This window comes from Brachybacterium sp. NPDC056505 (genome assembly GCF_042794925.1).
Classification (GTDB): Bacteria; Actinomycetota; Actinomycetes; order Actinomycetales; family Dermabacteraceae; genus Brachybacterium; species Brachybacterium kimchii.
Genome location: NZ_JBHTSV010000036.1, coordinates 24652 through 37005, shown reverse-complemented (window position 1 = coordinate 37005; position 12354 = coordinate 24652). Strand labels below are relative to the sequence as shown.

Annotated in this window: 10 protein-coding genes; 1 reads left to right on the top strand and 9 read right to left on the bottom strand. The window is 72.1% G+C overall.

Annotated features, from left to right (window positions below; all coding sequences use genetic code 11):
• Positions 1 to 51 precede the first annotated feature (51 nt).
• The 8 genes from ACFQ53_RS14795 to ACFQ53_RS14760 all read right to left on the bottom strand — a co-directional run bounded on the left by ACFQ53_RS14795 (position 52) and on the right by ACFQ53_RS14760 (position 10102).
• Entirely contained in the window at positions 52 to 1425 is a 1374-nt protein-coding gene (locus tag ACFQ53_RS14795; protein WP_377860971.1) for an HNH endonuclease signature motif containing protein, read from the bottom strand.
• A gap of 634 nt (positions 1426 to 2059) precedes the next feature.
• Entirely contained in the window at positions 2060 to 2578 is a 519-nt protein-coding gene (locus ACFQ53_RS14790; protein WP_377860969.1) for a CoA-binding protein, read from the bottom strand.
• Positions 2575 to 3912: an O-acetylhomoserine aminocarboxypropyltransferase/cysteine synthase family protein gene (locus ACFQ53_RS14785; protein ID WP_377860967.1), complete on the bottom strand. Its 1338-nt coding sequence runs from the start codon at positions 3910 to 3912 to the stop codon at positions 2575 to 2577. Before ACFQ53_RS14785 ends, ACFQ53_RS14790 begins: the two co-directional genes overlap by 4 nt.
• Positions 3909 to 5156 (bottom strand): dimethylsulfone monooxygenase SfnG, encoded by a 1248-nt coding sequence (gene sfnG / locus ACFQ53_RS14780; protein ID WP_377860965.1) that lies wholly within the window; start codon positions 5154 to 5156, stop codon positions 3909 to 3911. The genes ACFQ53_RS14785 and sfnG overlap by 4 nt, the downstream gene beginning before the upstream one ends.
• Before the next feature lie 68 nt (positions 5157 to 5224).
• On the bottom strand, positions 5225 to 7330 hold the full coding sequence (gene acs / locus ACFQ53_RS14775) for an acetate--CoA ligase (RefSeq protein ID WP_377860963.1): 2106 nt from the start codon (positions 7328 to 7330) through the stop codon (positions 5225 to 5227).
• On the bottom strand, positions 7327 to 8148 hold the full coding sequence (locus ACFQ53_RS14770; RefSeq protein WP_377860961.1) for an ABC transporter permease: 822 nt from the start codon (positions 8146 to 8148) through the stop codon (positions 7327 to 7329). Before ACFQ53_RS14770 ends, acs begins: the two co-directional genes overlap by 4 nt.
• On the bottom strand, positions 8145 to 9188 hold the full coding sequence (locus ACFQ53_RS14765) for an aliphatic sulfonate ABC transporter substrate-binding protein (RefSeq protein ID WP_377860959.1): 1044 nt from the start codon (positions 9186 to 9188) through the stop codon (positions 8145 to 8147). The genes ACFQ53_RS14770 and ACFQ53_RS14765 overlap by 4 nt, the downstream gene beginning before the upstream one ends.
• Complete coding sequence (locus ACFQ53_RS14760) at positions 9185 to 10102, bottom strand: ABC transporter ATP-binding protein (protein WP_377860957.1); 918 nt, start codon at positions 10100 to 10102, stop codon at positions 9185 to 9187. The genes ACFQ53_RS14765 and ACFQ53_RS14760 overlap by 4 nt, the downstream gene beginning before the upstream one ends.
• Positions 10103 to 10515: 413 nt before the next feature.
• On the opposite strand from ACFQ53_RS14760, the gene ACFQ53_RS14755 reads away from it, so the two are divergent.
• Positions 10516 to 11133 carry a C40 family peptidase gene (locus ACFQ53_RS14755; RefSeq protein ID WP_377860955.1) on the top strand — a complete coding sequence of 206 codons (618 nt, stop codon included), beginning with the start codon at positions 10516 to 10518 and terminating at the stop codon, positions 11131 to 11133.
• An 86-nt stretch (positions 11134 to 11219) separates the two neighbouring features.
• Here ACFQ53_RS14755 and ACFQ53_RS14750 read toward each other — a convergent pair whose 3' ends face one another.
• The gene (locus tag ACFQ53_RS14750) at positions 11220 to 12347 is read right to left on the bottom strand and encodes a glycosyltransferase (RefSeq protein WP_377860953.1); all 1128 of its coding nucleotides are present in this window, start codon (positions 12345 to 12347) and stop codon (positions 11220 to 11222) included.
• Between the last annotated feature and the right edge of the window lie 7 nt (positions 12348 to 12354).

Below are 12354 nucleotides of genomic sequence, written 5' to 3'. Positions count from 1 at the left end.
GAAACAGGCCCTCGCCCAGCTCGCAGCCGCCTACCCCGACCGCATCAACCCCTACCTCTGAACACCACCACTTACACAGACAGATTGACAGGCTCGATCGCCCTCGTCCTCCACGGTCAGCTCGACCGCTCCCCCGAGGGACCAGTGCGTGCGACCCCGCGTGCGGGACACAGGGATGCCCGGGTCCACGGGGCTCGACGGACTCCCGCCATGGTTCACCCCACCATCATTACCACGTTCCGTTGCACCGCTCGATGGTTTACCGTCATCGCGGAGTCTGACCGGGTCGATATCACGGGCGGTTTTCACCTGATGATGCGACCAGCACAACACATGAAGATTCTCGATCTCCGTGGCCCCACCCTGCCCGGGATGATCATGATCGAATTCCTCAATATGATCCACCTCCACCCCACGACAACTCGCCCGCCCACACCCCGGGACGGAACACTCCGGACCCCGCAGCCGCAAATGCGTCACCATCTGCGCACTCGGGCGATACCGCTCCGGCGGCAACGGCAGAAAAGCGCCCGTGACGGGATCGGTCAGGATCCGCATCCACTCCGGGCAGTCTCCCGCGAGCTCGCGTGCCATGCCTGCGGGGATCGGATGCTTCCCCTCGAGCAGTGCCGGCGCCTCGCTCTGGCCGAGCAGGGTCAGGAACGGGATGGTCACCAGGATCGCGAACCGCGCCGCCGCCACCTCGCGCCCGTCCGTGTTCACCTCACCCCGCAGCAACGCCTCATACCGCAGGCGGCCACGAGTCATCGGCTTCCCCGACGCGCGCACGGTCCCGTCCTCATCGAACGGAACCTCTTCGTCATCGTCGAGGGCGTGACGCTGGGCAGCCTGCAACGTCCCCGCCGCGGCATCCAGGGACTGGGCGAACGCGAGGATCTCCGGGACCGGACCCGTCACCGTCAACGACGCCGTCCCATCCACACCCACCACCGGGGCCGCGAGATGCCGCCGCTTCTGCGCCCGCTCCACCGGCGAGAGGTCCAGGAGTGAGGTGAACCAGGTGATCAGCTCGCCCAGCAGGCGGCGGAACGTCTCCGGAGTCACCCCGAACTCCCAACCACCCATCACCCGATCCAAACCCTTCCGGTCCTCCTCCGGCAGGTCACGGGACCGGTGGATCACCCGGCGCAGCCACTCGGCCGGCAGCTCCCCCGCTTCCACCCGCGCGAACAACAACGGGAACAGAGTCAGCGCCTCGTGGGCGTCACGGATCTGCCCATAGGACACCGTGGTCGTCGTGCGCAGCGCCACCGCCGCCTGCGCATCCTCCACATCACCCTCATGCGACAGCGCACCCACCGCATCCCGATCCACCCACAACGGCGCGAGACGCCGCATCAACTCCGCCGCGAGCTGCGACTCCCGGACCGCGAGATCCCAAATCCCCTGGAGCTCCTCCGACAAGTCAGGGCCCTCCACCGCGAACGTCCGCTCAGCCAGAGTCTCCCGCGACAGAGGCGTCCGCGGACGCGGACCGCATGCCGCCTTCGGAGGACGACCCGACCCCGAAGATTCAGAGGCACTCTGAGCGGTCGCGGATTCCGACACAAACTCATCATGTTCAGGCGTGAGGGAATCATCGCCATCACCGAGCGCATCACCATTCGCGAGCACGATTCCCCCTCCCCTCCATCAGGCCTGAAGTTCTATACCCCAAGAATACCCGACGAAACGGACACCACAAGATGCCCGGGAGAATCTGTGGAAAACTTTATCCGTTCCTCCACAACCCCCACTTCTCCACAAACACATCCACGACAAAACACCTCTCACCCACACCCCACGCCCCCGAATGGCCCACCCCCATGCGAGAGCGGCCTGGGTTCCTCGCCACGCCGGCAGCCCCGCCGCGCCGGTCCCCACCGCGCCGAGTCCCACCCCGCCCCATCGACCGCTCCCCACGCCCGACGACGGCCGGTCCCCCATCCGGGGAACCGGCCGTCGTCCATTGCGTCCAGCGCGACGCGGGCGCCTTCCGGCACCGCGCCTCGGGGCACCACGCCTCGGGGCACCGCGCCTCCGGGCGCCGCGCCCGCGCCTACCGCGCGAGCCGCTGCTTCTTCGAGGTGATCTCCCCGGTGTCGAAGCCGGCGAGGTGCAGACCGCCGTGGAAGCGGGCGTGCTCGATCTTCAGGCAGCGGTCCATGACCACGTCGAGTCCGCCCTCCTCGGCGATGGCGGCGGCCTCCTCGTTCCAGGAGCCCAGCTGCAGCCAGAGGGTCTTCGCGCCCACCTCGACGGCCTCTCGGGCCACGTCGGGGAGGTCGTCGTGGCGGCGGAACACGTCGACCACGTCGGGCACCACGGGCAGGTCGGCGAGCGAGGCGTAGGCCGGCTGCCCGAGGATCTCCGTCGCGCGGGGGTTCACGAAGTACACGTCGTACGGGGAGCTCGAGAGCAGGTAGGTCGCCACGAAGTAGCTGGCCCGGGAGGGGTTCGTCGAGGCGCCGACGATCGCGACGGACCGCGTGCGCCGCAGGATCCCGAGCCGCTGCGGGGCCGTGGGCCCGACCCAGGTCCGTGCCGTCTGCCCTGCGCCGTCCTTCTCCGCGCTCATCGCTCCACTCCCGTCGCCGTCGTGATGGCCTGGTCGAGGTCCCAGAGGATGTCCTCGGGGTCCTCGAGCCCGACCGAGATCCGGATCAGGTCCGGTGCCACGCCTCCCGCGAGCAGCTGCTCGGGGCTGAGCTGCTGGTGGGTGGTCGAGGCCGAGTGGATCACGAGCGTGCGGGCGTCGCCGATGTTCGCGAGGTGCGAGGCGAGCTGCAGGTTCCCGATCACCGCCTCGCCGGTGGCGCGGGCCGCGGCGGCCTCCTCCTCGTCGCTCGCGAAGTCGCCCGTCGGCTTCACGCCGAAGGCGAAGACCGAGCCCGGGCCGAGCGGCAGGTACTTCTCCGCGCGCTCGTGGTGCGGGTGGTCCGGGAGCCCCGCCCAGGTCACGTACGCGACGCGCGGGTCCTCGTCCAGCCAGGTCGCGACCGCACGGGCGTTCGCGAGGTGGGCGTCGATGCGCTGCGGGAGCGTCTCGACGCCCTGGAGCAGCTGGAAGGCGGACTGCGCGCTGAGCGAGGGACCGATGTCGCGCAGCTGCTCGGAGCGCAGCTTGGTGAGGAAGCCGTACTCGCCGAAGTTGCCCCACCAGCTGAGGCCGCCGTAGCTCGCGACGGGCTCGGTCATCGCGGGGAACTTGCCGTTGCCCCAGTCGAAGCGGCCGGACTCCACGACGACGCCGCCCAGCGTCGTGCCGTGTCCGCCCAGGAACTTCGTGGCGGAGTGGATGACGATGTCGGCGCCGTGCTCGAGGGGCCGCACGAGGTACGGGGTCGCGAGCGTCGCGTCGACCACGAGCGGCACGTCCGCGGTGTGCGCGACCTCGGCGAGCGCCTCGAGGTCGGCGATCTCCCCCGACGGGTTGCCGATGATCTCGACGTAGACGGCCTTGGTCTCCGGCCGGATCGCCGCCGCATAGTCCGCGGCGTCCGAGGAGGGGACGAAGGTGGTCTCCACGCCGAAGCGGCGCAGGGTGACGTCGAGCTGGGTGACCGTGCCGCCGTAGAGCTGGGCGGAGGCGACGATGTGGTCGCCCGCGCCGGCGAGGGCCGCGAAGGTGATGAACTCGGCGCTCATCCCGGAGGCCGTGGCGACCGCTCCGATGCCGCCCTCGAGCGAGGCGACGCGCTCCTCGAAGGCCGCGACCGTGGGGTTGCCGATGCGCGAGTAGATGTTGCCGTACTTCTGCAGGGCGAACAGGGTCGCGGCGTCGGTCGCGTCGTCGAAGACGAACGAGGTGCTCTGGTAGATCGGCACCGCGCGGGCGCCGTGCACGGCATCCGGCGTGCCGCCGGCGTGCAGGGCGCGGGTGCGGAACCCGAAGGTGCGCTCCTCGCTCACGCAGCCTCCTCCTCATCGGCCGACGAGGCCGCCGCGGTCGACGGGAGGGTCGCATCGGCCGAGGCGGTGGCGGCCTCGGCGCTCACGCCGGGGACGTCGGGGATCTGGGAGGCGTCGAGCTCGGTGCCGTGCTTGCGGGCGAGGTCCTTCTCGAGCTCGCGGACGATCGGCATCACGTCCCGGCCGAAGGCGGCGACCTCCTCGGTGAAGTGGAGGTAGCAGGTCAGCAGCAGGTTCACCCCGATCTCCTTGTACGCGACGATGCGCTCGGCGATCTCCTCGGGGGTGCCGATCAGGCGGGTCTTGAAGCCGTCGTTGTACTGCACGAGGTCCTCGAAGGAGGAGTCGGACCACATGCCCTTGCCGTCGGCCGTGGACTGCCCGGCCTCCTTGACGGACTGGGCGAAGCCCTCGACGGCCGGGCGGTGGGCCTTGGCGACGATCTCGCGCAGGGTCTCCTCGGCCTCCTTCCGGGAGTCGCGGGCGATCACGAAGCCGTTGAGGCCGAAGCGGGGGCTGCGGCCGACCTCGGCCGCGGAGGCCAGCACGCCCTCGACGTTGCCCTGGTAGCCCTCGAGGTCGCGGCCGTTGGAGAAGTACCAGTCGGCGACGTGGCCGGCGGCCTTCTGCGCGGCCGTCGAGTTGCCGCCGAAGAAGATCTCGGGGTGGGGGCGGCCGGGGACGTCGACGGGCTTCGGGGAGAGGTTGAAGTCGTCGATCGAGTAGTACTTCCCGTCCTGCGAGTAGCCCTCCTCGGTGAGCAGGCCGCGTAGGGCGCTGATGAACTCCTCGGTGCGCACGTAGCGCTCGTCGTGGTCGAGCCAGGGCAGGCCGAAGCCGGTGAACTCGTCCTTCAGCCAGCCGGAGACGATGTTGACGGCGGCGCGGCCGCCCGAGAGGTGGTCGGCGGTGATCAGCCACTTGGCGAGCACGCCCGGGTGCCACATGCCCGGGTGGAAGGCGGCGATGACGCGCAGGCGCTCGGTCGCGCCGAGCAGGGCGAGGCTGAAGGCGGAGGCCTCGTGCTGCTGCGCGGCGCCGTAGCTCGCGGCGTAGCGGGTCTGGGTGAGGGCGTACTCGAAGCCCGAGTCCTCGGCGGTCTTCGCGAGGGCGGAGTTGTAGGGCAGCTGCCAGTCGGTGCGCTGCTCGATCGTGGAGACGACGAGGCCGCCGGAGACGTTGGGCACCCAGTAGGCGAACTTCAGCGGCGTCTCGAAGCTGGAGGCGGGGACGGTCGTGGTCATGGTGACCTCCTGTGGTGATCGGTGCGGGCGGTCGGGTCGGGCGGTCAGGTCGGGTCGGGCGGCCCGGGTCAGCCTGCCAGGAGCGGGTGATCCGCGGGCAGGCCTTCCAGGGTGCGGCCGACGGCGTCGACCGCATCGGGGTTCTGGAGCGAGGTGACGTCGCCCAGGGGCGCCGCCGTGCGGCCCGCTCGACGGTCCCGCTCGGCGTGCACGAGGTCCGCGAGCAGGCGGCGCATGATCTTGCCGGAGCGGGTCTTGGGCAGGTCGGCGACCTCGAGCACGTGGCGCGGCTTGGCGATGGGGCCGATCTCCCGGGCGGCGAGGGCGCGCAGCCGGGCAGCGTCGATCCCGTCGGGCGTCGCCCCGTCGGGCGTCGCTCCGTCGGACCGGGCCCCGTCGGTCGTCGATCCGCCCTCGCTCGCCGTCACGAAGGCGGCGACGGCCTGGCCGGTGACGGGGTCGGCGACGCCCGCGACACCGGCCTCGGCGACGGCGGGATCGGCGACCAGCGCGGACTCGATCTCGATGGTGGAGAGGCGGTGCCCGGAGACGTTGACGACGTCGTCGAGCCGACCCAGCACCCACAGGCAGCCGTCGGCGTCGATGCTCGCGCTGTCCCCGGCGAGGTAGAAGCCGCCGTGCTCGCCGCGGCCGGCGTGGGCGCGCCAGTAGGAGTCGCGGTAGCGCTCGGGGTCGCCCCAGACGGTGCGGGCCATGCCGGGCCAGGGCCGACGGACGACGAGCGCGCCGGCGCGGCCGGGCTCGACCTCGCGGCCCTCCTCGTCGACGACGGCGACGTCGATGCCGGGCAGTGCGCGGGTCGCCGAGCCGGGCTTCAGCGTGGTCGCGCCGGGCAGCGGGGCGACCATGGCGGCGCCCGTCTCCGACTGCCACCAGGTGTCCACGATGGGCAGCTCGTCGCGGCCGAAGGTGCGGCGGAACCACACCCAGGCCTCAGGGTTGATGGACTCCCCCACGGTGCCCAGCAGGCGCAGCGAGCTCAGGTCGTGGCCGGCGGGCAGCTGCTCGCCGAACCAGGACATGAAGGTACGGATGAGTGTGGGGGCCGTGTAGTAGACGGTCACGCCGTAGCGCTCGATGATCTCGAGGTGGCGCTCGCGGTGCGGGGTGTCCGGGGTTCCCTCGTAGATGACCTGGGTGAGTCCGTTGGCGAGCGGACCGTAGATCTCGTAGGTGTGGGCGGTGACCCAGGCGAGGTCCGCGGTGCACCAGTGGACGTCGTCCTCCTTGGCGTCGAAGTGAGCCCAGTGGGCCCAGGCCGCGTGCGCGAGGTAGCCGCCGCCGGTGTGGACGAGGCCCTTGGGCTTCCCGGTCGTGCCGGAGGTGTAGATGATGAACAGCGGGTGCTCGGCGTCGAAGGCGCGGGGCTCGTGGACGGGGCTCGCGGGGTCCACGGTCTCGTCCCACCAGAGGTCGCGGCCGCTGGTCCAGGCGATCTCCTGGCCGGTGCGGCGCACCACCAGCACGTGCTCGAGATCGGGGAGGTCGGCGGCTGCCTCGTCGGCCGCGGACTTGACCTCGACGGCCTTGCCGCGGCGGAACTGGCCGTCGGAGGTGACCAGCAGCTTCGCGCCGGTGTCCTGGAGGCGGAAGCGCACGGCCTCGGCGCTGAATCCGCCGAAGACCAGGGAGTGCACGGCGCCGATGCGGGCGCAGGCGAGGGTGATGACGACGGTCTCGAGAATCACCGGCAGATAGATGACGACGCGGTCGCCCGGGCCGACGCCGAGCGATTCGAGGGCGTTGGCGGCGCGTGAGACGCGCTCCTGGAGGTCCTCGTAGGTGACGGCGAGGCGGTCGCCGCGCTCGCCCTCGACGTGCAGGGCGACCTTGTCGCCGCGCCCGGCGCGCACGTGGCGGTCCACGCAGTTCTCGGCGACGTTGAGGGTGCCGCCCTCGAACCAGCGGGCTCGGGGCACGCTGAGCTCGCCGGTCGCGGGGTCGAGCGCGGGCGGCGCCCAGTCGAGCGCGGTGTGCCAGGGGGTGCGCCACTCGAGGCGGCGCGCGGCCTCCTCCCAGAAGCCGACGGGGTCGGCATCGGCGCGGTCGTACGCCTCGGGGCCGACGTTCGCCTGGGCGGCGAAGGCGGCGAGCGGCGGGAAGCTGCGGTTCTCGACCAGTCGGGCCTCGGGCGCGGTCGGGGCGGTCGTCATGCCCACCTCCTCAGGAGCTTCTTCTCGACGAGCCCGAGCAGGGCATTGGTGGCGGTGCCCAGCAGGGCGAGCAGCACGATGGTCAGCAGGATCCGGTCCACGCGGCCGTTCTGCTGGGAGTCGTTCAGCAGGAAGCCCAGCCCCATCGAGGAGGCGATGAGCTCGGCGGCGACGAGGAACAGCCAGGACTGCGCGAGGGCGAGGCGGAGGCCGGAGATCACCGCGGGGACGGCGGCGGGCAGCTGCACGGTGCGCAGCAGCGAGAGGCCGCGCAGTCCGAATGCGCGCCCCGCCTCCACGAGCTGCGGGTCCGTGTGCCGCAGCGCGGAGGAGACCGTGGTGAGGACAGGGAAGAAGGCGCCGATCGCGATCAGCGTGATCTTCGAGGTCTCGCCGATCTGCATCCAGAGGATCAGCAGCGGCACCCAGGCGAGCGAGGGGACGGCGCGCAGGGCCGCGAGGAGCGGGCCCAGCAGGGCGTCGGCCGTGCGGCTGAGGCCCACGAGGGAGGCGACGGCGAGCCCCGCGACGGAGCCGATCGCGAAGCCGATGAGGACGCGCTGCACCGAGATCGCGACGTGCAGCCAGAGCTCGCCGGCGGCCTGCAGCTCCCCGGCGGCGCGCAGCACGGCAAGGGGCCCGGGCAGGCGGTAGGCGGGCACGAGGCCGGTCGCGGTGACGACCTCCCAGGCGACGAGGATCAGCAGCGGGACCAGGGCGCCGAGGGCGATACGGCGCGGCCATCCGCCGCGACGGGGCCCCGCGGTGCTCTCGACGTGCGAGATGCCGAGCTCGCTGACGGCGGTCGCGCTGCTCACTTGCTCGTGGCCTTCGTCGCGAAGGCGTCGTGGACGATGCTCTCAAGCGCCTTCGTCACGGCGTCCTCCCCGCCCTGGACGTCGCCGGATGCGCCGAGCACGGGGGCGATCTTCTCGAGGACGGAGGTCTGGTCCTTGCCCGGCACGCCGCTGACGTCGAGGTTCGAGCGCTCGGTGATCACGGTGCTCGCGATCTTCTCGTCGATGCCGGCGACCTGGGCGAGGAGCTTCGCGGTGCCCTCGAGGTTCTCGAGCGCCCAGCTGCGGGCCTTCTCGTAGGCGTCGACGACGGCCTGGGCGACGTCGGCGTGGTCCTCGATGAAGTCCTCGGTGGCGTTGAGGAATCCGTAGGTGTTGAAGTCGACGTTGCGGTAGAAGAGGACGTCGCCGCTCTCGGCCTCGGCGGCGGCCATGATCGGGTCGAGCCCGGACCAGGCGTCCACGGAGCCGCCGTCGAGGGCGGAGCGGCCGTCGGCGTGCTGGAGGGCCTGGATCTCGACGTCCTTGACCGTGAGGCCCGCGGTGTCGAGGGCCTGGACGAGGAAGAAGTAGGGGTCGGTGCCCTTGGTGGCGGCGACCGATCGTCCCGCGAGGTCCGCGGGGTCCTTGAGGTCGGTGCCCTTCGGGCCGACGAGAGCCGACCACTCGGGCTGGGAATAGATGTCGATGACCTTGATGGGCGAGCCGTTCGCACGCGCGAGCAGCGCGGCGGAGCCGGCCGTCGAGGCGACGTGGGCGGAGCCCGAGCGCAGGAACTCGTTGGCCTTGTTGGATCCGGCCGACTGCACCCACGTGACCTTCACGCCGTCGCCGAGGGCGTCCTCGAGGATGCCCTGGTCCTTGATGACCAGGCTGAGCGGGTTGTAGGTCGCGAAGTCGATCGTGAGCTCGGTCAGCGACCAGTCGCCCGAGCCGCCGCCTCCCGCGCTGTCCTTCCGGGCGTTCTCCCCCGCCACGCAGCCGGCGAGGGCGAGCGGGGCGGCGGCCGCGCCGAGCGCGAGGGCGCCGCGGCGGCTGAGGGTGCGTGCGGTGCGGGTCATGCGTGGTCCTCGGGGGTCGTGGGGCGGGAGGTCGTGGGGCGCGTGGTCGGGCCGTGGTGGCTGGGGACGCCGAGCCCGTCGAGCAGCTCGCTGCGCAGGGCGGCGAGGGCGGCGTCGGCGCGGTCCCGCGGGCGCGGGCTGGGCACGTCGATCACGCGGGCGATCGAGCCCTCCTCGGGCGCGGCGCGGCGCAGGGTGCGCAGCTGGACGACGCGGTCGGCGAGGAACAGCGCCTCCTCGACGTCGTGGGTGACGACGAGGACGGTGGTGGGCTCGGCGGCGTGGATCTCGAGCAGGAGATCCTGCATGCGCAGCCGGGTGAGGGCGTCGAGCGCCCCGAAGGGCTCGTCGAGCAGGAGCACCTCGGGTCCGCGGGCGAGGGCCCGGGCGAGGGAGGCGCGCTGCGCCATGCCGCCGGAGACCTCGCGCGGACGCTGGGACGCGGCGTGCTCGAGGCCGACGAGCTGCAGCAGGTGGCGCACGCGCTCGCGCCCCTCGGCCCGCGCGGTGCCGCGCGGGAGGCCCAGGGCGACGTTCGCCTCGAGGGTGCGCCAGGGCAGCAGGCGCGGCTCCTGGAAGGCGACGGCCGTGGACTCGTCGACGCCGCGGATCGTGGTCCCGCCCAGGCGGATCCCGCCCGCGCTCGGAGCGTCCAGGCCCGCGACCAGGCGCAGCAGGGTCGACTTGCCGCATCCGGAGGGGCCGATGACGGCGAGGATCTCCCCGGCGCGGACCTCGAGGTCGAGGCCTCGCAGGACCTCGGCGGGCCCGAAGACGCGGCCGACGCCCGCGAGGCGCAGAGCCCCTCGCTCGGCGCTCGGGTCGGCGTCGATCGGGCTCTCGCCGCGCGGACTCCCGCCGCTCGGGCTCGCGGCGCGGCGCGCACGGGCGTCGGCGGGCACAGTGGTGGTCATGCCCGGCATCATGGGCATCCGCGACCCGCGCATGCCACCTCGATGTCATAAGCGGACACATTCGAGGCCCCCAGCGCTCGTGAAGCGCGCGGGGCGCGCGCGTGGCGCGGTCCGTGCCCGATTCCCGGGGCATCCTCCGCATCCGTGCAGGCAGTTCCCGGCGATGTGGCGCAGACCCCGCGAGTGCGTCAATGCGCGTCACCTCCCGGTCACCTCGCCCCGGGCGCGCGTCAAGGTCCCGTCAACCCTCGTCGGTGGCTCGTCCAAACGCCTTCAGATCGCCCTCGCGCCGTTCCTACGGTGGTGGCACATCGCAGGCAGCGATCGGAGCCCCCGCTCCCGGTCCTCCTCGTACGACCCCCGCACAGCATCACGATCCTCGCACCCGAGGTCGGAAGGAACGCACCGAGACCATGGCACTGAAGAACACGCACCGCGCCACCGGCCGCGCCGTCACCCCCCTGACCAGCACCAGCCGCGCCGCCCGCACCCTCGGCGGGGCCGCCCTGCTGGGCACCGTCCTGGCCGGCACCGCCTTCACCGGCGGCGCCGCCAACGCCAACGACCTGGACCTGGCCGGCAGCGACGAGGTCGGCACCACCAGCCAGTCCTCGACCACCTCGAGCCAGTCCAGCGAGCTGCCGTCCTACGGCTCCTCCGCGGGCTCCACCTCGGTCCCGGCGAGCGCGAGCTCCAGCGGCGACAACGAGATCGTCAGCGCGGCCCGCTCCGCGCTCGGCACCCCGTACTCCTGGGGCGGCTCCTCGCTCAGCGGCATGGACTGCTCGGGCCTCGTGAACTACGCCTACGAGCAGGCCGGCATCGACATCCCGCGCACGAGCGGCGAGATCGCTGCCCAGGGGAAGTCGATCTCGCAGTCGGAGGCCCAGCCCGGCGACATCGTCACCTACCCGGGCCACGTCGCGATCTACGCCGGCAACGGCCAGATCATCGACGCCTCCGGCTCCCAGCAGAAGGTCGTCGAGCGCGCGATCTGGGGCAACCCGACCGGGTTCGTCACCTTCCGCTGATCCCGCGCACGTCGGCCCTCGGCCGACGGCGCCCGGTCACCCGATCGGCCCGGTCCCGCACCTGCGGGGCCGGGCCGTTCGCATGCTCAGAGGCGCGAGCCGTGCTCCGCGATGGCGAGCTCGTAGAGGCGCAGCAGGTCGTCCGACGCGTTCTCCCAGGAGAACTCCTCGGCCTCGGCGCGCGCGGCGCGTCGGATCGAGGCCGCCTGCTCCGGGTCGGCGAGGCGGTCGAGGGCGCGATCGAGGCTCGCCTCGTCCCCCGCGTCGAAGAGCAGTCCGTCGACCCCGTCGGTGACCTGCTCCATCGTCGGCCCCGAGCGGGCGGCGACCACGGGCAGGCCCGAGGCCATGCCCTCGAGGATCACGAGCCCCAGGGTCTCGGTGACCGAGGGGAAGACGAAGGCGTCGGCGCTCGCGAAGGCGGCGGCCAGGTCCTCCCCCTCGAGGAAGCCGGGGAACAGCGTCGAGGTGCCCGCGAAGATCCGCTCGAGCTCGCCGCGGAACGGGCCGTCGCCGACGATCGCGAGGGCCACGTCGTCCCGTCGGTCCATCATGGCGCGCAGGCGCTGGATCTCCTTCTCCGCGGCGAGGCGCCCGACGAACACCAGCAGCTTCTTCTCCGGGTGCCCGTCCGTGAGGCGCTCGCGCACCTCGTGCGCGGCGAAGCGGGGATGGAACTGCGCGGTGTCCACGCCGCGGCGCAGCACGTGGAGGTTCGCCAGGCCCTGCCCGGCGAGCTCGTCGCGCATGGTCTGCGAGGTCGCGATGTTGACGTCGGCGAGCGCGTGGTTGCGCCGGATCTGCCACCAGATGAGCGGCTTCGACCACTTCCAGGCCCGGTAGAGGTCCAGGTAGCGGGGGATGTGCGTGTGATAGCTCGCGACCAGCGGGATCCGCTGGCGATGCGCTGCGTACGCGCCCGAGGAGGCCAGCAGCAGCGGCTGGGCAGCGTGGACGACGTCCGGGTGGAACCCGCGGATCACCCCGTCGACGGTGGGGTTGGGCAGGGTGAAGCGGCGGTGCTTGTAGAACGGCAGCGTCACCGGCCTCATGCCGACGACGCGGGCCCCGTGGTGCTCGGTCACGCCCAGGTCGGGGGCGATCACGAGCACCTCGTGGCCGAGGTCGACGGAGCGCTCGACGGCGTGGCGCAGCCGGGTCACCACGCCGTCGACCGAGGGCAGGAACGTCTCGGTGACGATCGCGATCCTCACGCCGTCG

What these genes read in the sequence shown, in the direction of transcription:
- ACFQ53_RS14760 (WP_377860957.1), bottom strand. Translation starts at nt 10,102, where the DNA reads ATGACCACCACTGTGCCCGCCGACGCCCGTGCGCGCCGCGCCGCGAGC.
- acs (WP_377860963.1), bottom strand. Translation starts at nt 7,330, where the DNA reads ATGACGACCGCCCCGACCGCGCCCGAGGCCCGACTGGTCGAGAACCGC.
- ACFQ53_RS14755 (WP_377860955.1), top strand. Translation starts at nt 10,516, where the DNA reads ATGGCACTGAAGAACACGCACCGCGCCACCGGCCGCGCCGTCACCCCC.
- sfnG (WP_377860965.1), bottom strand. Translation starts at nt 5,156, where the DNA reads ATGACCACGACCGTCCCCGCCTCCAGCTTCGAGACGCCGCTGAAGTTC.
- ACFQ53_RS14765 (WP_377860959.1), bottom strand. Translation starts at nt 9,188, where the DNA reads ATGACCCGCACCGCACGCACCCTCAGCCGCCGCGGCGCCCTCGCGCTC.
- ACFQ53_RS14790 (WP_377860969.1), bottom strand. Translation starts at nt 2,578, where the DNA reads ATGAGCGCGGAGAAGGACGGCGCAGGGCAGACGGCACGGACCTGGGTC.